Source organism: Pseudomonas sp. W2Aug9 (assembly GCF_023127755.1).
Classification (GTDB): Bacteria; Pseudomonadota; Gammaproteobacteria; order Pseudomonadales; family Pseudomonadaceae; genus Aquipseudomonas; species Aquipseudomonas synxantha_A.
The window spans coordinates 38228-61624 of sequence record NZ_SPKL01000027.1; the positions used below are offsets into that span (position 1 = coordinate 38228).

Annotated in this window: 21 protein-coding genes; 8 read left to right on the plus strand and 13 right to left on the minus strand. The window is 61.7% G+C overall.

From position 1 onward, the window contains the following. From E3O56_RS16975 to E3O56_RS16985, 3 genes are all read right to left on the minus strand, one after another. A partial coding sequence (locus tag E3O56_RS16975) for an FAD-dependent oxidoreductase (protein ID WP_248128589.1) occupies window positions 1-474 on the minus strand: 474 nt, incomplete at its 3' end. Further along, entirely contained in the window at window positions 474-797 is a 324-nt protein-coding gene (locus E3O56_RS16980) for a MocE family 2Fe-2S type ferredoxin (RefSeq protein WP_032880442.1), read from the minus strand. The genes E3O56_RS16975 and E3O56_RS16980, both read right to left, overlap by 1 nt. Then, entirely contained in the window at window positions 794-1888 is a 1095-nt protein-coding gene (locus E3O56_RS16985; RefSeq protein ID WP_248128590.1) for a fatty acid desaturase family protein, read from the minus strand. The genes E3O56_RS16980 and E3O56_RS16985 overlap by 4 nt, the downstream gene beginning before the upstream one ends. Window positions 1889-2051: 163 nt before the next feature. Between E3O56_RS16985 and E3O56_RS16990 the strand changes: the two genes are divergently transcribed. Next, on the plus strand, window positions 2052-3101 hold the full coding sequence (locus E3O56_RS16990) for a LacI family DNA-binding transcriptional regulator (RefSeq protein WP_248128591.1): 1050 nt from the start codon (window positions 2052-2054) through the stop codon (window positions 3099-3101). Window positions 3102-3745: 644 nt separating this feature from the next. Here the strand turns inward: E3O56_RS16990 and E3O56_RS16995 are convergent. After that, complete coding sequence (locus E3O56_RS16995) at window positions 3746-5707, minus strand: sigma 54-interacting transcriptional regulator (protein ID WP_248128660.1); 1962 nt, start codon at window positions 5705-5707, stop codon at window positions 3746-3748. A gap of 183 nt (window positions 5708-5890) precedes the next feature. Here E3O56_RS16995 and E3O56_RS17000 point away from each other — a divergent pair, with 183 nt between their 5' ends. From E3O56_RS17000 to E3O56_RS17010, 3 genes are read left to right on the plus strand one after another with little or no spacing between them, the layout of a single operon-like run. Further along, window positions 5891-6910, plus strand: coding sequence for a Gfo/Idh/MocA family oxidoreductase (locus E3O56_RS17000; protein ID WP_248128592.1), 1020 nt, complete (start codon window positions 5891-5893; stop codon window positions 6908-6910). After that, entirely contained in the window at window positions 6907-7686 is a 780-nt protein-coding gene (locus E3O56_RS17005; RefSeq protein WP_248090183.1) for a TIM barrel protein, read from the plus strand. Before E3O56_RS17000 ends, E3O56_RS17005 begins: the two co-directional genes overlap by 4 nt. Window positions 7687-7705: 19 nt before the next feature. After that, window positions 7706-8632, plus strand: coding sequence for a sugar ABC transporter substrate-binding protein (locus tag E3O56_RS17010; RefSeq protein WP_248128593.1), 927 nt, complete (start codon window positions 7706-7708; stop codon window positions 8630-8632). 59 nt (window positions 8633-8691) lie between these two features. Here the strand turns inward: E3O56_RS17010 and yghU are convergent, their stop codons facing one another. Together yghU and E3O56_RS17020 are read right to left on the minus strand one after the other, a co-directional pair. Continuing rightward, complete coding sequence (yghU, locus tag E3O56_RS17015) at window positions 8692-9522, minus strand: glutathione-dependent disulfide-bond oxidoreductase (protein ID WP_248128594.1); 831 nt, start codon at window positions 9520-9522, stop codon at window positions 8692-8694. A gap of 42 nt (window positions 9523-9564) precedes the next feature. Then, window positions 9565-10791, minus strand: coding sequence for an MFS transporter (locus tag E3O56_RS17020; RefSeq protein WP_248128595.1), 1227 nt, complete (start codon window positions 10789-10791; stop codon window positions 9565-9567). Between the two features lie 65 nt (window positions 10792-10856). On the opposite strand from E3O56_RS17020, the gene E3O56_RS17025 reads away from it, so the two are divergent. Next, window positions 10857-11843 carry an AraC family transcriptional regulator gene (locus E3O56_RS17025; RefSeq protein ID WP_103735498.1) on the plus strand — a complete coding sequence of 329 codons (987 nt, stop codon included), beginning with the start codon at window positions 10857-10859 and terminating at the stop codon, window positions 11841-11843. 85 nt (window positions 11844-11928) lie between these two features. After that, window positions 11929-12525 (plus strand): glutathione S-transferase family protein, encoded by a 597-nt coding sequence (locus E3O56_RS17030; RefSeq protein ID WP_248128596.1) that lies wholly within the window; start codon window positions 11929-11931, stop codon window positions 12523-12525. A 208-nt stretch (window positions 12526-12733) separates the two neighbouring features. Here E3O56_RS17030 and E3O56_RS17035 read toward each other — a convergent pair whose 3' ends face one another. Next, window positions 12734-13501 (minus strand): SDR family oxidoreductase, encoded by a 768-nt coding sequence (locus tag E3O56_RS17035; RefSeq protein ID WP_032880421.1) that lies wholly within the window; start codon window positions 13499-13501, stop codon window positions 12734-12736. Window positions 13502-13638: 137 nt separating this feature from the next. On the opposite strand from E3O56_RS17035, the gene E3O56_RS17040 reads away from it, so the two are divergent. After that, on the plus strand, window positions 13639-14787 hold the full coding sequence (locus E3O56_RS17040; RefSeq protein ID WP_032880420.1) for an aldose epimerase family protein: 1149 nt from the start codon (window positions 13639-13641) through the stop codon (window positions 14785-14787). Between the two features lie 604 nt (window positions 14788-15391). Next, window positions 15392-16093, plus strand: a complete 702-nt coding sequence (locus E3O56_RS17045) for a sterol desaturase family protein (protein WP_223018448.1) — start codon at window positions 15392-15394, stop codon at window positions 16091-16093. Between the two features lie 5 nt (window positions 16094-16098). Here E3O56_RS17045 and E3O56_RS17050 read toward each other — a convergent pair whose 3' ends face one another. From E3O56_RS17050 to E3O56_RS17075, 6 genes are all read right to left on the minus strand, one after another. After that, window positions 16099-17544, minus strand: a complete 1446-nt coding sequence (locus E3O56_RS17050; RefSeq protein WP_032880416.1) for a hypothetical protein — start codon at window positions 17542-17544, stop codon at window positions 16099-16101. A 149-nt stretch (window positions 17545-17693) separates the two neighbouring features. Then, entirely contained in the window at window positions 17694-18050 is a 357-nt protein-coding gene (locus E3O56_RS17055) for a hypothetical protein (protein ID WP_078821772.1), read from the minus strand. A gap of 2 nt (window positions 18051-18052) precedes the next feature. Further along, window positions 18053-19048 (minus strand): hypothetical protein, encoded by a 996-nt coding sequence (locus E3O56_RS17060; RefSeq protein ID WP_148853574.1) that lies wholly within the window; start codon window positions 19046-19048, stop codon window positions 18053-18055. A gap of 139 nt (window positions 19049-19187) precedes the next feature. Beyond that, on the minus strand, window positions 19188-20255 hold the full coding sequence (locus tag E3O56_RS17065; RefSeq protein WP_248128597.1) for a lipocalin-like domain-containing protein: 1068 nt from the start codon (window positions 20253-20255) through the stop codon (window positions 19188-19190). After that, complete coding sequence (locus tag E3O56_RS17070) at window positions 20245-22707, minus strand: FtsX-like permease family protein (RefSeq protein ID WP_248128661.1); 2463 nt, start codon at window positions 22705-22707, stop codon at window positions 20245-20247. The genes E3O56_RS17065 and E3O56_RS17070 overlap by 11 nt, the downstream gene beginning before the upstream one ends. A gap of 1 nt (window position 22708) precedes the next feature. Then, the gene (locus E3O56_RS17075) at window positions 22709-23377 is read right to left on the minus strand and encodes an ABC transporter ATP-binding protein (protein WP_248128598.1); all 669 of its coding nucleotides are present in this window, start codon (window positions 23375-23377) and stop codon (window positions 22709-22711) included. Window positions 23378-23397: the final 20 nt, after the last annotated feature.

The window sequence follows — 23397 nt, forward strand, 5'->3', positions numbered from 1 at the left end:
AGCGGCCACCTCCAGGCCGATGAAGCCCCCGCCGACCACCACCAACCTGGCGCCTGGCTTTAATTCATTGCGCAAGGCCAACGCTTCATCATGGGTGCGCAGGTAGAACACGTTGGCCTGCTCCTGGGGCAAGCGTCGCGCCCGGCCTCCGGTGGCCAGCAGCAGGCCGGCATAGGTCAACCATTGGCCGTCAGCCAGTTGCAGCCGATGATGCTGCGGGTCCAAACGGCTGGCGGGGTTGCCGGCGATATGCTCAATGCCAAGCGCAGCCAACCGTGCACTGTCGCACAGGCTGCATTCCGCCAGGTCCGTCGAGCCTTGCAGCACGCCTTTGGACAACGGTGGGCGTTCGTAGGGCAAGTGCACTTCATCGCCGATCAGGATCAGGCGCCCGCTGTAACCTTCTTCACGCAAGGTCAGTGCCGCACGTCCACCGGCATGACCAGCGCCGACGATGATCAGGGTCTGGTTCATCATCCGGCCGTGACAGCGAGCAGTACCCGCCCCGCTTCGACCCGCACCGGGTAGGTCTTGAGGTTGACGCACACCGGCGCGCCCAGGGCTTGGCCGGAACGGTAATCGAAGCGCCCGTTGTGCTTTGGGCACTCGATCACATGGTCCATCACCAGGCCGTCCGCCAGGTGGATTTTCTCGTGGGTGCACAGGCCGGCGGTGGCGAAGAATTCATCCTCGGCCGAGCGGTACACCGCGTAGGTGTGAATACCGTGGTCGAAGCGCAGCACGTCTTCTGCTTCTATTTCGCCCACGGCGCAGACGTCGATCCATTGATCGTTCATGCATTTATCTCCAATGACTGGCTTTTACTGTGGGGCGAGCAAGCTCCCTCGCCACGGGTCGGGCGTTGGACGAAATAGCTGGGGTCGCTGCGCTGGCGCCAAATAGTGGGAATGATTTCCTGGTAGGCCTCCCACAGGTTGGCATACGGCGGTGGGCAGTCGCTGCGGATCTCTTCGTGCAGTTGACCGAGCGCGTGGTAAGGCACCATCGGGTACATGTGGTGTTCGAGGTGGTAGTTCATGTTCATGTAGATAAAGCGCAGCACCCGGTTCATGTAGATGGTGCGGCAGTTGCTGCGGTGGTCGAGCACATCTTCGGCCAGGCCCACATGCTGGCTGAGGCCGAACAGGTAGCCGAGCCAGGCACCATAAAGACTGGGCAAGCCCACCAGCATCAGCGGTAGCCAGCTGTGCAGGTACAACGCGGCGCCGATGATCAGCGCATAAATCCCAATCCATATACGTGCGGCACGGAATACCTTGGGCCATTCGGATTCAGGGATGAAGTCTTGCTCCTGGGCACTCATGCGCCCGAGCGCATGGCGGGCTACGCCGCTGAAGGTCTTCCAGGCCAGGGGCAGGTTGAACAGGCTGAGGGCCATCATCCACAGGCTCGGCGGGCGCGGCTCGACGATCTCCGGGTCGCGGCCGACGACGATGGTGTCGGTGTGATGACGGGCATGGCTCCAGCGCCACACGTGAGGTTCGAACAGGCACATGAAGCTTGCCACCTGGTACAACGCATCGTTCATCCAGCGGGTCTTGAACGCAGTGCCGTGGCCGGTTTCGTGCCAGCGCGGGTTGGACGCCGTTCCGTAGAGCACACCATAGGCGAGAAAAAACGGTACGCAGGCCCAGGAGCCCCAGAACCAATAGCCGCCAAAGCCTGTGGCCAACAGCGTCGCAGCCCAGATGGCCGTGTCGAGCAAGGCCGGGCCATCGCGGCGTTGCATCAGTTCTTTCATGCGTTTGCGCGAGATGGGTGACTGGTACCAGTTGGCCGAGACCAGACCCTTTTCGGCGGCACGGGCCGCTTCGGGCCCGGTGAGGCTGTAGTCGCGTCGGGCGCGGTGAGCGGTGGGTTCAGGCATTGTTATTGTGCTCCGCTAGCGTGGGGTTTCAGGTGCTTTGCGGAACCAACCATAGAGCGCAGCCAAATCACCCTCAAGGCCTTGAATCCATTCCCTATCAAGCTATCATCCAGGCCCAGCGGAGCTTGATAGTTTTCTATCAAGACGCTCAAGGGGCCTGCCAATGCACAACCATAAACGCCCAACCATCGCCACCGTTGCCGCCCATGCGGGGCTCAGCGTAGCCACCGTCGACCGCGTGTTGAACGCCCGCGCTCCGGTCAACCCCGGCACGGCCGAACAGGTGTTCCAGGCTGCCGAAGCGGTGGGCTATTTTGCTGCGCGCCTGATCGGCCAGCGCATCCGCGAACGGCGGCCCACCTACCGTTTCGGCGTGCTGTTGCTGGGCACCGCCCAGGCCTTCTATGCCAACCTCGCCCAGTCAATAAGCGATGCAGCGCAGCATCACGCCACCGCCAACCTGAGCTGCCAGTTCGACTACATCAACGACCGTTCACCGAATGCCATCGTCGCGCAGATCGAGCAACTGGCGGTGCAGTGCGACGCCCTGGCGGTGGTCAGCTTCGCCCATCCGCTGATCAACGCCTGCCTGGCGCAGATTCGTGAAGCCGGCGTACCAGTGGTTGCGCTGCTGTCGGATATCCATGAGCAGGCCCTCGAACCCTATGTGGGCCAGGACAACCACGTGGTCGGGCGCACCATGGGCTGGCTGCTGGCGCACACCTGCGGCGCACGCAAAGGCAGCGTGGGCATCCTGTTGGGCGGCCATCGTTTTCTCGGGCATCAAGCACGGGTCGAAGGCTTGCACAGCTACCTGGCCGAACACGCGCCGGGGCTCAAGCCATTGGAGCCGCTGATCAACCTGGACAACTGCGACATCACCGAGGAAGCCACCCTCGACCTGCTTGCCCGCCACACCGACCTGCGCGGCCTGTGCGTGGTGGGCGGCGGCGGTGACGGCGTGATCAACGCCCTGGCGCAACTGCCCAAGCGCCCGGCGCTGTGTTGCATTCTGCAGGAGTCGACCGAACTGTCACGCCAGGCGTTGAGCCGCGGCTTGATCGATGTGGTAATGGACTCGCAGCCGCGGCAGACGGCGGCGGCGCTGGTGCAACTGCTGGTGCAGTTGCTGAATGACGAAGGCTTCGATCCTGTGCGGCATCGGGTGCATATACCACCGCAGATAGTGACCCCGGAAAACATGGGCACCTGATACACAAAGAACACAATGTGGGAGGGGCGGTGCAACGATTCGACCTCGATGGCAATGAACCCGTCAAAAATTCAGAGGCTGAAACACCGCTATCGCGGCATGGGTATCTACGCAACTTTGTAGCTGCCGACCGTAACCACGATGCGAAGCGAGCCGCTCTTGATCTTGATCTGCTTTTGATCTTGATCTGAGGCGCCCCGTCAAACCACGCTGGCCGGAATTCGACAGGGATTTGGGGGGTAAACCGGCAGGGATGCCGGTTTAGCCGCCCCGCGCCATGGATGGCGCGTGGCGGCGGCCCCCCAAATCCATGGCGGATTACGGGCACACCGAGCCTAAGCGAGGTGCCGAGTGGTGGGGCGAGGACCTTTTGCTTACTTTTGGCTGGGCCGGCATTCCGGTCCTTCCAAAAGTGAGCCGCTGTAAGAGCGGAACCCTAAGTAGCCGTTACCGCAGGAATGGATATGTACTCGGTCTGATCCAACATCCTGGTCGGCTGTCAGGCCGCCATCGGGGGCAAGTCGAATCGTCGCACCGCCCCTCCCACATTTGGATCGCGGGGCATCCCTTAGTTAGCGGTCGACTGTCAGGTCGCCATCGGGAGCAAGCCCCCTCCCACATTTAATCTGCACACGGGCAATCATTCACCGCCCGCGAAAATCCCCTGCACTCAAACCAAACCGCCCCATCTTGTTGTACAGCCCACCCCGCGACACGTTGAGTTGCCGGGCGGCCAGGCGAATATTGCCGCCCGTGTTGTTCAATGCAGCGACGATGGCATGCAGTTCATGGCTGCTCAGATCCTGCGCGGGCTGGGGCTGGTAAAGAGGCGGCATCGCCCGCTGCTGGGTTTCCAGCGGCAAGTCAGCCGGTTGGATCAACTCCCCCATCGCCAGGTTGGTCGCCCGCTCGATGGCGTTTTCCAATTCACGCACATTGCCCGGCCAGCCATGGGCTGACAGCAGCGCCAGCGCCTCCGGCGAGAAACCCTGCACTGGCTTACGCAACGAACGCGCACAGCGCTGCAGGAAATGCCGTGCCAACAGCGGGATATCCTCGCGGCGCATACGCAACGGCGGCACGGTGAGGTTCAACACATTGAGGCGGTAGTAAAGATCCTCACGAAACGCACCTTCGGCCACTGCCTGGCTCAAGTTGCGATGGGTGGCGGCGATGATGCGCACGTCCACTGGCCGCGAATTTTTCGCGCCCACGCGGGTCACTTCCCCCTCCTGCAACACCCGCAACAGGCTGACCTGGGCATCGAAGGACATGTCGCCAATTTCATCCAGGAAGATGGTGCCGCCATCGGCTAATTCAAACTTGCCCGCCGACCCACCTCGCGCCGAGCCGGTGAACGCGCCTTCGACATGCCCAAACAGTTCGCTCTGCACCAGGTCCCGGGGGATGGCGCCGCAGTTGACCGCCACGAACGGGCCGTTGCAACGCTCGCTGGCGTTATGAATGGCCTGGGCAAACAGCTCCTTGCCGGTGCCGCTTTCGCCGAGGACCAAGGTGGTGGCGTCGCCGCGACTGGCGATGCGCCCCAGGTGCAGCGCGTCCTGGATCGCCCGTGAGGTGCCCTGGATGGTGTCGAAGGTATAGCGCGCCTGAGTACCGATAAGGCGCCGGGTGATTTCGCGGATGCGGCGGTTTTCGCGCACCGACACGATCACCCCGCCCTGCTCCAGCGGGCATACCGAGACCAGGCAGGCGAGTTGACTGCGGTCGTGCAACTCGAAGGTGCAGTCGAGGTCGCGCACCGGCTCACCCAGCACGTCGCTCAACTCACTGCGCCCCAGGCGCTGGAACGAACTGCCGATCAGCTCCAGCCCCACCCCGAACAACTGCCGCGCATAACGGTTGAGTGCCTTGATGCAGCCGCGCTCATCCAGCACCACCAAGCCTTCGTTCAGCACTTCGAGCACCGCTTGTTGTTCTTCCAGCAACACCTGCAGCGCCATCTGCCGCGACACCGCTTCGGCTGCCGCCTGGACAGTGCCCAGGGTATGGAAATGAAACCAGCCGGGCTCGGCGGTCAGCGTGAGCATCGCCAGTGTCTGGCCCTGAGCATCCTTGATCGGCGCGGCGGCGCAGTGCATGCGGCGCTGGCGCAGGGCGCCGGCAAAATTCTCCTCGGCCAATACGTACACCAGGCGATCTTCGGCCAGGGCCAGCCCGGTGCAGTTGGTGCCCTGTACCGATTCCAGCAGGCGACTGCCGACGGGGGTGATGTCCAGCCCGCAGAAATACAGGGTGGTGCCCTCGGCATCGGTAACGTTGATATGGCCGCGTGGGTTATAGGCCAGCAAGCCGTGCATGACCTGCGCGGCAGCGGCGATCAGTACGCGGTGATTGGCCAGGGTTGCCGCCAGCGCTTGGGCGGCCACGAAACGGTAGTGGCTGTCATCGGGATCGATACCCGCCTCGATACTGCGCCGCCAGGAATCCCAGATGACCTGGCGCACTCCGGCCGGGCGCTCGACCTGGCCAGACCGACACGCTCGCCAGCCCTGCTCCAATGCAGCGACGGGGCCGTCATTCAACGCAGCAGGCCCCAGAGCCGTGAGGTATTCGAGGTCTTGCATGCTGAACGTCAGGGTCATCGAGGTATCCATGTTCATGTTTTTTACATGTCAGTATAGGCATGTCATTTAAATGAGCACATTTTGTTTAGTCTATTTTATAAACCATTAAAAATCAGTGCGTTATGACTTGGCATAACCCTTGCTCCTGCCCCTATGCCAGCCAGGACTGTCCTGCGGCCAACAATAAAAAGGGGTCACTTCATGAGTACACAAAACATCCGCCTGGGTCTGATCGGTGCCGGTCGCATGGGCAGCTTCCACGGCCTTACGGCGGCCCGCCACATCCCCGGCGCCTGCCTTGCCGCCATCGCCGACCCCACTCCAGGCCAGGCCGCACGCCTGGCAGCAGAGCTGGGGGTGGACAAGGTCTACACCGACCCACAACAGCTGTTGAACGACCCCGATATCGACGCAGTGCTTATCGCTTCCCCCGCCCGTAGCCACGCCGACCTGGTGATCAGCGCCGCCCGTGCCGGCAAGGGCATCTTCTGCGAAAAACCCATGGCGATCACCCTGGATGAAGCCGATCGCGCCATCGCCGCTGCCGCCGACGCCCGCGTGCCGTTGCAGGTCGGTTTCAATCGGCGTTTCGCCAAGAGCTTCCGTACCGCCCACCTCGATGTCGCCGCCGGCCGCATCGGCACGCCGCAGTTACTGCGCTCGTTGACCCGCGACCCGGCGCTGAACAACCCTGGCGCTTCACCACAATGGGTGATCTTCCTGGAGACCCTGATCCACGACTTCGACACGCTGCGCTACCTCAACCCCGGCGCCGAAGCGGTGCAGGTATATGTGATGGCCGACGCGCTGATCGCCCCAGCGTACAAAAGCCAAGGCTTGCTCGATACCGCCGTGGTCACGATCCGCTTCGACAACGGCGCCATCGCCACCGCCGAGGCCAACTTCCAGGCGGTGTATGGCTACGATGTGCGCGGTGAAGTGTTCGGCAGCCAAGGCATGCTGAGCATGGGCAGCCTCAATGACTGCGACCTGGTGCGCTACCTGGCCGAGGGCATCCAGGCCGACACCCAACGAATGGACACTGACCTGCTGCGCGACGCCTACATTGCCGAACTCAACCACTTTGTCGACTGCCTGCGCAGCGGCGCCAAGCCCCTGGCCAGCGGTGAGGATGCGCGCGCAGCCCTGGCAATTGCCCGCGCCTGCATTGAGTCGTACGAGACCGGCAAGGCCGTGGCCGTGCAAGGGGCGCGCCCATGATGCCGTTCACATTGGCCGTCAGCGCCGAGATGGTGTTTCTCGACCTGCCCTTCATCGAACGGGTCAAACGTATCCACGCCCTGGGGTTCAGCGCCGAAATCTGGAGCTGGACCGACAAGGACATCGACGCCCTGGCCGCGACCGGCGCGGACTTCACCTCGATGACCGGCTACATCAGCGGCACCCTCACCGACCCCGAAGGCAGTCGCCAACTGCTCGACAGCGCCCGCGAATCCCTGGGCATCGCCGAGCGCCTCAATTGCCCCAGCCTCAACCTGCACGGCACCGGCCTGGGCGACGGCGGCTTGCCGGTGCAGCCGGTCAGCCAGACCACCGGACGCATGTGGCTGAGCGCCTGCAAGACCCTGGAAAAAATCGCGCGCCTGGGGGAAGACGCCAGCCGTGTGTTCCTGCTGGAAAACCTCAACACCGCCGTCGATCACCCCGGCACGCCGTTCGCCCGCGCCGACGAGACCCTGGCCCTGATCGAAGCCGTGGGCAGCCCGCATCTGAAGATGAACCTGGACCTGTACCACGCGCAGATCGGCGAAGGAAACCTGATCGAATTGATCCAGCGCGCCGGCGGCGCCATCGGTGAAATCCAGGTGGCCGACGTGCCCGGGCGCAAGGAGCCCGGCACTGGCGAAATCCACTACCCGGCGATTGCCCGCGCGTTGCACGCCATGGGCTACACCGGCGTGGTAGGCCTGGAGGGCTGGGCCAGCGGCACCAGCGAATTGGCCCTGGAGCGCTTCCGCCAGGCATTCACCCTATAACAATAAAAGGAACACCCTTATGCATCGTTATTCATTGCTAGTGGCCGCGCTGCTGGTGCTGTTCAGCCAATGGACTTTCGCCGCGTACCGCATTGGCGTGAGCATTGCCCGGGTCGACGATAACTTCATGACCTATGTACGTAGCGGCCTTGAGGCCGCGGCGAAACAGCAGGACGTGCAGATCCAGTTCGAAGACGCCCAGGGCGATGTCGTGCGCCAGCTCAACCAGGTCGAAGGTTTTCTCAACCAGAAAGTCGATGCGGTGATCGTGCTGCCGGTCGACACGGCTGCCACTGCCAACATCACCCGCGCCGCCGTGGCGGCCAAGACGCCACTGGTGTACGTCAACCGCCACCCGGATGAACGCACGCTGCCAAAGGGCGTGGTTACGGTGGCGTCCAACGACATCGAGGCTGGGCAATTGCAGATGCGCTACCTCGCGGAAAAACTCGGCGGCCAGGGCAACGTGGCGATCATCATGGGCGACCTTGCGCAGAACGCCACCCACGACCGCACCGAGGGCGCCAGGCAGGTGCTCAAGGACTTTCCCGGTATCAAGATCGTCGAGCAGCAAAGCGCCGAGTGGCAACGCAACAAAGGCATGGACCTGACCAGCAACTGGCTGCTGGCAGGCACGCAGTTTGATGCGATCGTGGCCAACAACGATGAAATGGCAATCGGTGCGGCCATGGCATTGCAGCAAGCGGGCAAGGCCAAGGGCCAGATTGCGATCGTCGGCATCGACGGTTTGCCCGATGGTTTGGCGGCGATCAAGCGTGGGCTGCTTGCTGCCTCAGTGTTCCAGGACCCCAAGGCCCAGGCGACCCAGGCGGTGCAAGCGGCGATCAAAATGATCAAGGGCGAACCGATTGAAGCCGAAGTGTGGGTGCCGTTTGAACTGATCAAACCTGAGCAGGTGGCGGTATTCGAACAGCGCTACAAGTAAACCGAAGCTAAGGAGATCCAAATGTGGGAGGGCAAGCCCCCTCCCACACTGGATCTGAATCAGTCCAGGTCACTCGCGTCATGCCGTTCGGGCAACTGCTCCTCACCCGACACCCTGTTCACCCGTCGCCCGCGCTGCACCGCCGGCCGGGCGTCAATTGCGTCGGCCCAGCGCAGCACGTGTTTGTATTCATGCACCGAGAGAAACTCCGCCGAGTCGCCGTACAAGCGGCCTTTGACCAGCCCGCCGTACCAGGGCCAGATGGCGATATCGGCAATGGTGTACTCATCGCCGGCGATGTACTCGCTCACCGCCAGGCGCTTGTCCAGCACATCCAGTTGGCGCTTGGCTTCCATGGCAAAACGGTTGATCGGGTACTCCATCTTGCTCGGCGCATAGGCATAGAAATGCCCGAAGCCACCCCCCAGGTAGGGCGCGCTGCCCATCTGCCAGAACAACCATGACAGGCATTCAGCCCGGGCCGCAGGCTCGCTGGGCAAGAACGCGCCGAATTTCTCGGCCAGGTACTGCAGGATCGCGCCGGACTCGAATACCCGAATCGGCGTGGCACCACTGCGGTCCATCAGGGCCGGAATCTTCGAGTTCGGGTTTACCCCCACAAAGCCACTGCCGAACTGGTCGCCGTCACCGATCTTGATCAGCCAGGCGTCGTATTCGGCACCGGTGTGCCCGAGGGCCAACAACTCTTCAAGCAGGATCGTGACCTTTTGGCCATTGGGCGTAGCCAGGGAGTACAGCTGCAATGGGTGCTTGCCTACTGGCAGCGCCTTTTCGTGGGTAGCACCGGCGATGGGCCGGTTGATACTGGCGAAGGTGCCGCCGCTCTCGGTGTCCCAGGTCCAGACCTTTGGGGGTAGATAGTCAGCCATGCCACTGCTCCTCAGGGATTGTGATCAACGAAGCGTTCCAGACTAAACCAAAGACGGGTGGTGCGTCACACCGGCATCCCGGTCTTGTCGAGGCACCTGTACGCGCAGGGCGATAAGCAAGGCCGCGAGCAACATCAATACACCCGCACCCACAAATACCCCACCAATGCCGCTGACGCTGAACATCAACCCGCCACCGGCAGCCCCTGCGGCAATCGCCGACTGCACCGAAGCGACCACCATGCCGCCGGCACTTTCGGCCTGGTCCGGCACGGCACGGGCGACCCAATTGGACCATGCCACCGGTACACCGCCGAACGCCATGCCCCACAGCGCCAGGAGCAACGCCTGGCCCGGCAATGACACCGGCAGCCAGACCAGGGCCAGCGCCGCAATGCCTACCAGCACCGGCATCAACACCAACGTCCCACGCGGGTGGCGCACCAGCAGCCAACCGGCGAGCAAGGTGCCGACGAAATTCGCCACGCCGAAGCCCAGCAGCATCAGGGCCAGCCCTTGGGTATCGACGCCGGTGGTGCTTTCCAGGAACGGGCGAATATAGGTGAACAATGCGAAATGCGCGGTATGTACCAGCACGCAACCGAACATGCCCATGGCGATACCCGGGCGCAGCAGCACTTCCAGCACGGTACGCAGGCGCGCGGTACCATTGGGCACCAGGCGCGGCAGGGTGAACGCCTGGAACGCCAGGGTCACCGCACCCACGGCAGCCGCCGCGATAAACGCACTGCGCCAACCATAGAGCCCACCCAGATAGCTGCCCAGCGGCACGGCGACCACGGTACCCAGCGCAATGCCACTGAAAATGATCGACAGCGCCCGGGGCAACGATGCCGGCGGCACCAGACGCATGGCAACCGCCGCCGCCATGCTCCAGAAACCGCCCAGGGCGATGCCCAGCAGGATGCGCATCAACAACAGCACGGCCAGGCTGGAAGACAACGCCACCAGCAGGTTGGAGGCGATCATCAGCGTGGAGAACCCCAGCAGCACCACGCGCCGGTCGATGCTTCGGGTCAGGCCGGGCACCAGCAAACCGGCAAACAACGCCACCACTGCCGTCACCGTCACGGCCTGGCCGGCGAGCGCCTCCGAGACACCCAGGTCCAAGGCCATGGGGGTCAACAAACTGGCCGGCAGGTACTCCGCCGTCAGCAAGCCGAACACCCCCATTGCCAAAGAAAATACCGCCAGCCAGGCCGGCTCCGTCACTACCCCGGCAGGGGCTTGAGCTGCATATTCACTCATCACAGGTCATCCTCAGATCATTAGCAAGGCGGCCAGTCTAGGTTTGCCTGCCAGGATGATCTATGATGCAAACCCTTGAGTTTTTGACCGAAACCCCGACCATGACTGCCGCGGATGCTTTTACCCTGTCTTCCGACCTGATCAATGAGCTGCTGCGCGGCATGCGCCTGCGGGGCGTGCAGTACCGCCGCATCCAGGCCGGGCCGAGCTTCGGCATGGGCTTTGACGCCAAGCCCGGCCACGCCTATTTCCACTTTCTCGCGGCCGGCCATGCGACCTTGCGCGGCGAGGACGGCAACCTTTTCGAGCTGTCGGCGGGCAATGCGGTATTCATTGCCCATGGTGGCGCGCATGCACTGTTATCCGATGCGAGCGCCGGTGTGCACGATATCGGCGATTTCGACAGTGCCCCGTTGGGGGATGCGGTCTGCGCCGTGGATGCCTCCCCTAATGCGACGCCCAGCACCTTGCTGTTCAGTGCCTGCATGGAGTTCGAACTTGGCAGTATCCAGGGGCTCGGCAACCTGATGCCGGCGCTGATGCTGATCGATGCAGGGGGCCAGCGTTACCCCGGCCTGATGCCGATCCTGGCGGTGATGGAACGGGAAGTCTCCACGGCCCGCATCGGCTTTGCCGGCATCCTGGCGCGCCTGGCCGATGTGGTGGCAGCGATGATCGTACGCGGCTGGGTCGAATGCGCCTGTGGCAACGCCTCGGGCCTGGTGGCGGCGCTACGCGACCCACGCCTGGCCCGCGCCCTCCTCGCCCTACACCAGCAACCGGGCCGCGACTGGAGCGTGGCGGAACTGGCCGCGCAGTGCCATACCTCGCGCTCGGTATTTGCCGATCGCTTCCAGGCCATCCTCGGCATACCGCCGTTGCGCTACGCTACGGAACTGCGCATGCGCCTGGCCACGCAGTGGCTGAGCCTGGAGCGCATGCCCATCGAAACCGTCGCGCAACGCCTCGGCTACACCTCCCAGGCGGCGTTCAGCCGTGCGTTCAAGCGCATCACCGGGCAACCGCCCGGGGCGGCCCGCAGTTCAATGTAGCGACCGCCCCTTCAAGCATTGCGCACCCTGATCATGAAGCCTTAATCTCGTCAGCCAATCACACCGCGAAAGCAATGGAGGCTGCATGAAACTGGTCGGAATGCTGGACTCGCCTTACGTACGCCGCGTGGCGATTTCCCTGGACTTGTATGGGGTGGAGTTTGTGCATGAACCGCTGTCGGTGTTCAGCACCTACGCGCAATTTGCCCAGATCAACCCCGTGGTCAAAGCCCCCTCCCTGGTGTTGGACGACGGGACGGTGCTGATGGATTCGAGCCTGATCCTCGATTACCTGGAAGCACTGGCGCCGGCTGACAAGAAGCTGCTGCCCCAACAACCGGCAGCACGCGCCCACGACCTGCAACTGCTCGGACTGGCTCTTGCCGCCTGTGAAAAGAGTGTGCAGATCGTCTATGAACACAACCTGCGCCCAGCCGAAAAGTTACATGCACCGTGGATCGAACGCGTCAGTGGGCAATTGCTGGCGGCCTATGCCCTGCTGGACAAGCAACTGGCAGACAGTGAAGCACTGACCCAGGCATCCATTACAGCAGCGGTCGCCTGGTCGTTCAGCCAGTTCACCGTGGCGTCGGTGGTGAAGGCGGATGCGTTCCCCAACCTGAAGCGCCATGCTGAACGCCTGGAACAGCACCCGCCGTTCAAACGCTACCCAATCGCCTAAGCATCGCAGTTCATATGTGGGAGGGGGCTTGCCCCCGTGACGGCCTGACAGCCGGCGCATCTCTACCTGACACCCCAGGATCTAAATGTGGGAGCTGGCTTGCCTGCGATGACGTCGGCCCAGCGAACATTGATGTGGGTTGACCCACCGCTATCGGGGGCAAGCCCCCTCCCACTCGCGATCTTCACAATTTTTTGGAACCGCGTTTCTACACCCAGCCGCCGTCAACGATAAAGTTTTGCGCCGAACACATCGCCGAGGCATCCGAGGCCAGAAACAGGGCCATATTGGCGATGTGTTCCGGCATCACACTGCCAGGCAGGCACTGGCTACGGGCGATCAACTCCCGAGCCGCATCATCCACCCACATGGCCAATTGTTTTTCCGTCATCACCCAGCCCGGCACCAGTGTGTTGACGCGGATATGGCTCGGCCCCAGCTCCCGCGCCAGGCCTCGGGTCATGCCGTGGGCGGCAGCCTTGCTGGCGGCGTACACCGGGTAGCCGGCAGACGCCATCATCCAGCCGACCGAGCCCAGGTTGATGATCGAGCCGCCACCCGCCTCTTTCATCATTGGCACCACCGCCTTTGCGGCAAAGAAGGCGTGCTTGAGGTTGACAGCGATCAACCGGTCAAACATTTGCGAGTCGATTTCTTCCAGGCTGTGGCGCACATCATTTGCCGCATTGTTGACCAGCACCGTGATCGGCCCGAGGGAATGCTCGAAGCGCCGGATTGCCGCACCGTAGCCAATCTCATCGGTGATATCGCAGCACTCGAACTCGACGGTGTGGCCCTTAGAGTTCAGCAGCGCCGCCAAGCGTTCACCCTGGCTTTGCGCGCGATCCACAAACGCCACTTTGGCACCCTGGGCGGCAAAGGCCCGCACCATGAATTCGCCAATCCCTGACGCCCCGCCGGAGATCAATACGCTCTTGCCCTTGAGGTCGGGATAAATGGCGTGTTCAGTACTCATAACGTAGTGCCTCGATCAATTAGTCTTATTTTATTTTACGAAATCGGCGTTAAAGGCTATAAATCTGCTGGATAACCGGTGAAATATCTCACATTAGTAGAACTATTCAACCCAAAAACAACAAAAGGAAGTTCGACATGAAGCACCCTCGATACCTGTTGTCCGGTCTGGCGCTGTCCATGCTGATCGCCAGCGGCGGCGCTCACGCCGCCGGCCTTACCAGCGAGCACAAGCCTTTCGGTAAAACCAATGACGGCACCGCCGTCGAACAGTACGTGTTGCGCAACAGCCATGGCATGCAAGCCACGGTAATTACCTACGGCGGTGTATTGCAGTCGCTGAAGGTGCCTGACAAAAACGGCAAGCTCGACGACGTAGTGCTGGGTTTCGATGACGTGCAAGGCTATCAAGGCGGTACTGCATTTTTCGGCGCAACCATCGGCCGCTTCGGCAACCGCCTGGCCGGCGGCGCCTTTGAACTCGACGGCAAACGCTACCAGGTGCCGCTCAACGACGGCCCCAACTCGCTGCATGGCGGCGCCCAGGGCTTCGACAAACAGGTGTGGCACGCCGAGCCCGTCAAGGACAAGGATTCGGTGGGCGTCACCCTCACCTACCTGTCCAAGGACGGTGAAATGGGTTTCCCCGGCAACCTGAAGACCGAAGTCACTTACCGCCTCAACGACAAGAACGAACTGCACATCGACTACAAGGCCACCACCGACAAACCGACGGTACTCAACCTCACCAATCACAGCTACTTCAACCTCGCCGGCGCGGGTAACGGCGACATTCTCAAGCAGGTCGCCACCTTGCACGCCAGCCACTACACGCCGGTGAATGCCACCTTGATCCCCACCGGTGAGCTGGCTCCGGTCAAGGGCACACCGATGGACTTCCTCAAGCCCACGCCTATTGGCCAGCACATCAAGGCGGACCATCCGCAGCTCAAATTTGCCGAGCCGAAACAAGGCGGGTTCGACTTTAACTGGGCCTTGGATACCAAAGGTGATGTGAAGCAGCTTGCTGCCCAGGTGCATGACCCTGAGTCGGGGCGGCGCTTGCAGCTTTACACCAGTGAGCCTGGGGTGCAGTTCTACACCAGCAACTTCCTGGATGGTTCGGTGAAGGGCAAAGGTGGCAAGACGTACCAGCACTGGAGCGGGTTTACCCTGGAGACCCAGCATTTTCCGGATGCGCCTAACCAACCCGGCTTTGCCTCAACTCGCTTGAATCCAGGGCAAACCTATATCCAGAACACCATTTTCAAGTTCACCGCCGATTAAAACTGTGGGAGGGCTACACCCCGATGAGCATAGGTATCTGCACAACTTGATAGCAACCGACGGTAACCACGATGCGAAGCGAGCCGCTCTTGATCTTGATCTGCTTTTGATCTCAGGCGCCCCGTTAAACCACGCTGGCCGGAATTCGACAGGGATTTGGGGGGTAAACCGGCAGGGATGCCGGTTTACCCCCCAAATCCATGGCGGATTACGGGCACACCGAGCCTGGGCGAGGTGCCGAGTGGTGGGGCAAGAGCGCTTTGGTTACTTTCGCCTGGGCCGGCATTCCGGCTTTTCGAAAGTGACCCGCCGTAAGGGCGGAACCAATATCAGCCGTTACCCAAACAACGGATATGTACTCGATCTGATCCAACATCCTGGTCGGCCCTAAGGCCGCCATCGGGAGCAAGCCCCCTCCCACACTTAGACCGCAGGGCGCCAGGTATATCAGTATTGGCTTTCAGGCCGTCACGGGAGCAAGCTCCCTCGCCACAGATCCGGCGTAACGCCAAAGTTGTGTAAATACCCATCCCCCAGTAAAAGCTCGCACATTCCTCCCCACCCACTAAGCTCAATCTCGAACAAAAACAGCGAGCAACCCGCCATGCCCCATCTCACCGAAACGTTCCGCAGCCGCTACCGCGCCAACGTGAGTCGCCATTACAACCCCTGGCTACACGCCGCGTTCGTCCTCGGCTACGGCATCACCTGTATCACCCTGGCCTGGTCCTCCACCGCACAGATCACCGCCCTGCAGTGGCTGACGGTGCCCTTGACGCTGGTGTTCTTCAACCTGTGCATCTACCTCGTGCACCGTCATCTCGGCCATCACAAACACTCATTCGCCCGGCTGTTCTACGCGCGCCACACCGGCGATCACCACAGTTTCTTCACGCCCGGCCACATGACCTACGACAGCCCGCGTGACTGGCGCGTCATCCTGTTCCCCGCCTGGCTGATCGTACTGCACAGCCTGGCCATCACCCTTCCCGGCTGGTGGCTGCTCAAGCAACTGAACCCCAACGTGGCGGGGTTGTTTGCCGGGTGCATGATCCTCGGCTACCTGCTCTACGAGGTGTTCCACGCCTGCGAACACTTGCCCGCTGAACACCCGGTGGCGCGCCTGCCGTGGATTCGCCAAATGCATCGCCTGCACGCCCTGCATCACCGTCGCGAGCTGATGCAGGGGCGCAATTTCAATATCGTGTTGCCGTTGATGGATTACCTGTTTGGCACGCTGCATTGGGAGCCGGCCACAAAAAAAGGGAGCAGCCCAGATGGACTGCCCCCTGCTTCACATTCCTAGATCAATCAGCGCACGATGGTCTGGCTGCAAATGTGGCCCAGGCTGACGTATTGGGTGATATTGCCGCCTACGCCCACACCCGGAAACTCCTTGAGCTCGATGCGCCAGCCACCTTCGTTGAACCAGGTTTCCCAGTTGTAGGTCTGGCCCGACGCGCTGTCCGGGTACCGCACTTTATAGTCGCCGGAGCAAGTGCCCAAGGCGACATTGCCCGAAGCTGCACCCGTGATGCCGGTCTTGGCCTCATAGTTGACCCAGTTGTAAGTTGCACCAAAGTGCTTGTCGACCCGCAGCACTGGGGTGACCCCGCGCAATGGCTCACCGGTGCTGTCCGACCATTGGGTGCTCCAGCTCAGATTGCGGGCTGCCTGGGTGGCCAGCTGGAAGATCGAGCTGGGAATGCGCACTACGTTATCGCCGTTCACGTTGTGCTGGTTCAAGCGAGGCGCCGAACCCAGGGTCAACTTGTACTGGGCCTGAGGGTTCAACGCCACCGCCGGGTTCGCCCGCACACGTACCTTGACCGTGTAGCCCGGCGTCAGGTTCGGATAGGTGGAGGTGGAATCCGGCTGAATCACTACCCAGTTATTACCGTCGAAACGCTCGAAGATCCACTGGTTGCGCGTACCCGCACCATCATCACCCAGGAACATGCCGACACCCTGGCCACGCAGCGACGTGAAGGAGAAGTAATCCACATCATTGACGCTGTCGAGGTTACCGGTCACCTGATTCAGCGCATCCGGCAGGGCAAATGCGGTTTGCTCGGTATCGTTGGGCTCGTAGGCATCAATGTTACTGTCTACCGCCACGCCGAAGCTGAACTGCGAGTTGCTTGCGGCATTGGCCACCATGAACCAGTAGTAGTCACCGGCCGGCAATACACCGTTGAGGTACTCATCGGCATTGCCGGCGTTATCAGACGTGCCCAACGGGGTCAGATTACCCTGCCCGTCATCGTGGAACAGGGTCAGCGACATGTCGGTGCCGACACTCTGGTTCAACAACTGCACCTGAATTCGCGCATTCTTCGGCAGGTTGAAGTGGTAGGCGATCTGCGCGCCGGTCTCCACCCCGGTCAGCGTGTAAAGGGTGTTGATATCCAGAGTTGGAAACAGCGGAGTGAAGGCAGCAACCGCCGCTTCCTTGAGTTTCGCCTGATCGGGCTTTACCAACTCGCCTACCTTGGCATCAACCACCGCATTACTGGCAATTGCCTTGCCGGCTGACACCTTGGGCTTGCCGGCCTTGGCTGCATCGAGCTTTTGCTTGAGTGCGTCCGAGACAATGGCCTTCTCTACTGTGCCACCTTGTTTCAACGCTTTGTCCACGGCCTGCTTGACCGTCTGCGCACTGAGCTTGGGAGGGGTTTGCTCGGCCAGGGCAAAGGCCGAAACAAAGCAGGAGGCCATCATGGCCGCGCCTAGCATAAGGGCTTTTTTCGATTTCATTTTTTATCCATCCATAGTTAAAAAATTGAAGCTCAGGTGACCGGTGACATCCGGTCACCTAGGATGGACTGTAGGACAATACTGTACGCATGAACAGTATTTTTTAAAAAATGTGAACTATGGTATTCAGGTCGTGGAAGCGAGCACCTCTAAAGCCAGGTGCACCAATAGCCCCAACTGATAGCCCAAATCATCGCAAGGCGATAAGGCCATACAGCCCAACGCCTGAGCGCTGACGGAATGGCGGCTGACTCTGCCTCAGTCATAAAGCCTTCTTTCACGGAGCTTTCTGGCGCGCGAAGGATATCAATCATCAGACACATACGATGAAACCTGATAAACCGCTGGTTTCGTCCCCAGCGTTGCCGATGTTTACGGACCTGCGGGTTTTCACTGAAGTAACCTTCCAACTCATCGAGTTTTGTTCGTTCGAAAAAAAGTATCAGTCCCAAAACCACAAACGTCCCGATAATCATCACAGCGGTATAGGCGAGAAAAAAATCCATGCTCAAGCCCCCCCTGGCTGGAATATCAAATCACCGTTGTCCTCTATAATTTTTCCACCCAGGAACGCCCCACCATCCCCGCCCTTCTTACCTCCTAGATACCCTGCCATCGCCCCCCCAATTATTGCGCAGGTCAGAGCACCGGTTCCTCTCGTCGCGACACCTAGAAAAATGTTGCATGCACGGCGTGTTAACTCAGCACCAAGCCCCCCTGCGCCAGCAGCCCCTACCACCCCACCCACCAACCTCCCCGTCTCCACATATTTCGCCCGCCGACACTGCACCTCCCTTCCCACCACACACGCCTCCCTGATTTCCAAACCCGCCACGCCTACATCCATAGCCAGCCCCACATAAGTCCCATTCCCCAGCCATTTCGAAGCCTGCGCAACTGCCCCGATCCGCTGTGCATACCCTGCTATTTCGCCTTTATGCAGGTAGCTCTTGGTTGAAACGCCAAGCACCTTTTTCAATGACTGATTCCCCCTCAGCCCTGTCCCAAACCGCGCTGCACCTTGCAGTTGCCTATCCAGGTTCCCGAACAGCATCTGCCGTTGTCGAACAAACTCAACCCGGTCCAAGCCACCCCCTTTCAACCGCTGATGTAACTGTTCAATCGACTCGAGCGTAAGCACCACCTCATCCAGATGTCGCCCCCACGCAGATGTCGCACCCCCCACGCCTATCGAGCCATACCCCAACAGGCTCTGCAGCAGGTCATAGTCATTGATCACTGCTGGCCCAGCCGACGCATCCAGTGCCAGTCCTCGGTGAATTTCCTCGGCATAGCGCATCAACCAGGCTTCTTCGGCACTGCAAGTTACGCTGTAATTATCAGGAATAATCACCAACTGTCCTGGCGTCACCAGCTTATGGCGCAGGTGCCGATTCAACACATCGAAATGATCAGAGCGCTGCCGATTCAACGCCCCACCCATTAGCCTGGACTTCAAACTGAGGTAGTCCGTGGTGCGGTCGTTGAGGTATGCCTGCGCCATGCCTTACATCTCGAATGCCATGAAGATGGCATCGAAATATAAGCAAGCGCCTACAGCCCGGACACAAGCAGGCGGGGGTCAAACAATACGTTTGGGAAGTTGCCTACACAGCAAAAGATAAGCGCCTACGGAAGACGCCCTAATACCCCGTCATCTCCAAATACCCCACCCCACCCTCGAACTTCACCGGCCCTTCCCAGTAGGGAATCCCCAGGTTCATCCACGCTTTCGGATTGACCGCCTCGGTGGTGATGTCCAGGTGTTTGCCGGGGATCTTCAGCGACCAGCGCGTGGGAATGCTGCGCCCGTCAATCTCGGTTCTGGTCAGCGGCGCCAGTTGAATATCTGCGTTGTGCAGGGTCTCGGTGCGGCCCTGGGCGTCGATCCAGGTTCCGGTGAGGTACCCGCCGCCGTCTTTGTCTCGCACGCGAAAGAGCATCAGTTGCGCGCCCCGGTCCAGGTGCAGGGAGAACCAGTCCCAGCCGGTCTGGCTGGCGGCCAGGGGTTGGCTGCTCCATTCGCGGTCGAGCCAGGCCGGGCCGCTGACTTCGTACGTCTGGCCGTCGATACTGATGCTGCCGGTGGCGGTGAAAAACGGCTGGCTGTAGTAGTACGACGCCTGGCCCTGGTCGGATTTGCGGCTGTAGCCGTTGTCGCCTTGCAGCACCAACGGGCGGCTGGAGGTCAGTTGCAGGTCGTAGGCGAATTGCCCGCCACTGGCCTTGAGTTGCATATCGGCCAGAGCGCTAGTGGCGCCTGGGCGGGTGGCGAAGTTCCAGTCGTCGATCCAGGCGTTGAACGGCAACGCTTGCGCTCCGGCCTGGCCGACACCACCACGGGCGAAGCGTTCGGCGGCGTAGTGGTGGGTGGCGCTGGTGACGGCGGCGTGGCCGAGCCAGATGGTGGAGTCGCGCCAGCCTTGCTGCATCGGCCCGGCATTCACGGCGTTGCGAAACAAGGTCCATTGCACGCCGAACACATTGCCCTGGGCATCCTTGAGGTTGGCGGTGACGTACCACCATTCGATGCGAAAGCCTGGGTGCGGGCCGTGATCTTCGGGGAAGCTGAAGACTTTACCAGGGGCCACTTGGGCAAACTCCGCCGCATCGCTGCCCAGCCCGGCGAAGCTTTCCTCGGGTGCAGGCGGCTTGTCACAGGCACTCAACAGCAGCAGCAACACCCCCCACCCCAACGCTTTAATCATCATTTGCAAAGGTCCTCAACAAATCCGCCGGGCGGCTGCGGTAGAGCTGCCATAGCGGCCAGGCCAAGGCCAGCAATGTCGCAAGCAACGCCAGCCCCATCAACTGTGCAAGCTGCCCGGGGAATACCTGCAACGGCAGGCGCCAGCCGAACGCCTGGACGTTGATCACCGCATCCAGGCACCACGCCAGCAACAGCCCCAACGGCAACGCAAGGACCAGCGTCAGTACCGCCAGCAGCCAGGTCTGGCCAAGGTTGAGCAGCATCAGTTGGCGGCGTGTCACCCCCAGCGCCCACAACGGCGCAAGTTGCCCGAGGCGACTCTGGCTCTGGGTCAGCAGGCTGATGAACAATGCCACGCCCGCCACACCCAGGGTCAGACTGTTCAACGCCGCAGTGGCGGCGAAGGTGCGTTCGAAGACCTGGTTGGACCATCCCTTGAGTTGTTGTTGATCGACAATACGACTGTCTTCCAGGGCGAACTCACGCTGCACTTCACCCACCAGCGGCTGCACATCCTGGGGCGCCACGCGCAGGTTGAATCGCACCGGTGACAGCGTCGGCCAATGAGCCAACAGGTGCTTGGCGTTGACCAGCAGATGGCCCTTGGGGTTGCCATAGTCGGCATAGATTCCGACGATTTCCGGTGCCCATGTGCCCTGCGGGGTGGGGACTTGAACCCTGTCGCCCAGGCGCACGTTCAAGCGCCGCGCCAACTGCTCGCTGAGCATCACGCTATCGTCTTGCAGCAAGCGGTCCCAGGGTGTGCTCGTCGCCTCCAGCAACGGCCAGTGCTGACGATAGGTGGGGTTGTCGACCACACCAAACAGCTCCGCCGGCCAGCCTTGCAACTGCACCGCGACCTGCCAGCTGGGCAGCACCGCCTGCACCAACGGCTGCTGTGCCAACCATGTGTGCAGTTGCTGCGCCTGAGCCGGATTTTGCGGGTTGAGGTAAAGCTCGGCGGTCAGGCGTTGTTCCAGCCAGTGGTTGAAGGTCTGGCGAAAACCCGAGGTCATGGAGCCTGCGCCAATATTGGCCGCCAGGGCCAGCAACAGCGCCATGAGTGCCAGGCTCAAGGCTGGCAGTTGCTGGCGACAGTCGGCGAGGAACCACTGGCCCAGTACCGAACGACTGCGCCCCAGCACGCCGTTCAACAGCGCATTGAGCAACACCGGCAAACCCAGTGCAGCGCCCAGCAGCAAGGCCGCCATCAGCACGAATCCGGCGGCCAGGCTGTTGCCCAACTCCAGGGCCAGCAGTGCAATGAGCAGCGCCGCAACCGCCACCCAACCCTGGCGCCGCAACCAGCGCCCGTGGGCCTCATGCCAGGCTTGTGCATTGGCCAGCGCCAGCAACGGCAAACGCGCCGCACGCCACAGGCTGCTGGCCCCTGCGAGCAAGGCGCCGAGCAGGCTCAAGCCCAGCCCTGCAAGCCACCACCCCGGGCTCAAGCTCAGTTGACCTGCCACTTCGGCCCCGTACAGGCCGCGCAAGCTGGCGGCGACGTCCGGCAGCAACAGGCTGGCCAGCAGGTAACCGCTGGCGACCCCGAGTACACCGCCCAGCAATGCCAGAAATCCCAGTTCGACCCCCAGGCTCAGGATCAGCATTCGCGCACTGACCCCGCAGGCACGCAAAGTGCGCAACAGACCCCGCCGTTGTTCCAGGGCCAGGCCGATGGCTGCGTGCACGATAAACAACCCGACCACGAAGGACAAAAAGCCCAAGGCGTCGAGGTTCAGATGAAAGCTTTCGGTGAGACGTGAGAGGTTGTTGTCCTCGCCCTGCTTGAGTTGCAACCCGGCGGGCGCTTGGGGATGGCGGGCGGCGAAGGCGTTGTCCAGCAGCAAGCGCGACAGCCGCCCCTGCATGTTCAGCACGGGTTGGGCAAAACCGATATCGGTAAGCAGCATACCGGGGGCCATGTCCGGCTGAACCTGCAACGGCGGCAAGCGCTGCCCGCTGGCCGTCAGCGGTTGTTCGCCCGCGTGCAAACCGAGCGCCTCCAAGGTTTGCGCGGCAACCCAGGTACGCCCCGGCGCCTGGAAAAACGCCAGCATCTGTGCCTGGCTCAAGCGCTGCCCGGCCACGCTGCCGCTGCCAGGTAACGATACCGGCTCAATGCCCATCAATTGCAGCCGCTGCTCCTCATGCCCCTTGAGTACCACCCGCCCCTGCACCACCGGTGACACCGGCCACCCGGCGCGGCGCAACTGCGCAAACAGCGCTTGGGGGAAGGCGGCGCCGTCCGGTGCGCTCAAGCTGGCCTGCGGTTCGCCGCCGATCAATTGGCTGGCGCGCGCATAGCCGTCTCGTGCCTGGCTGTTGAGCGCCTGCACGCCCGTCAATAATGCGGTAGCCAGCCACAGGCCGGTCAGTACGCTGAAAAACTGCACCGGATGGCGTCGCCAGTGGCTCAACAACGCACGCAAAGCCCAGCAGAACACCGCCATCTCAGCGCGCGTCCATCGGCACGACACGGCCATGGTGCAGCACCACCTGCTGGTCCAGGCGTGCGGCCAGGCGTGGGCTGTGGGTAACCATCAACAGGCTGGTAGTGCTGTCCTGCAGCAGATCCAACAGCAACTGCAGCACCTCATCGCTGGTGGTTTCGTCGAGGTTGCCGGTGGGCTCATCGGCCAACAGCAAACCCGGACGCGAGGCCAGCGCCCGCCCTACCGCCACCCGCTGCTGCTGACCGCCGGACAGTTGCTCCGGATAACGCTTGAGCAAATCGCCCAGCCCCAGACGTTCCACCAACTGCGCCTGCCAATGCGGATCGAAGCGCCCCGCCAGGCGCGCCTGGAATGCCAGGTTGTCCTCCACACGCAAGCTGCCGATCAGGTTGAACTGCTGGAACACCAGGCCGATTTCGGTACGGCGCCAATGGGCCAGTTGCCCTTCGTTGAGCTGGTCCAAGCGCTGCTCGCCAATGCGGATGCTGCCGCCGTCGACCCGATCCAGGCCGGCCACCAGGTGCAGCAAGGTGCTTTTGCCACTGCCCGACTCGCCCATCAGCGCCAGACTGCTGCGCGCCCCCAGGTACAGGTCGACACCGGCCAGCACGGCCAGCGGACCTTGGGGAGTGGCGTAGTGTTTGATAACCCCTTGTACCTGCAACATAGGAACGCTCATTTGAAGGA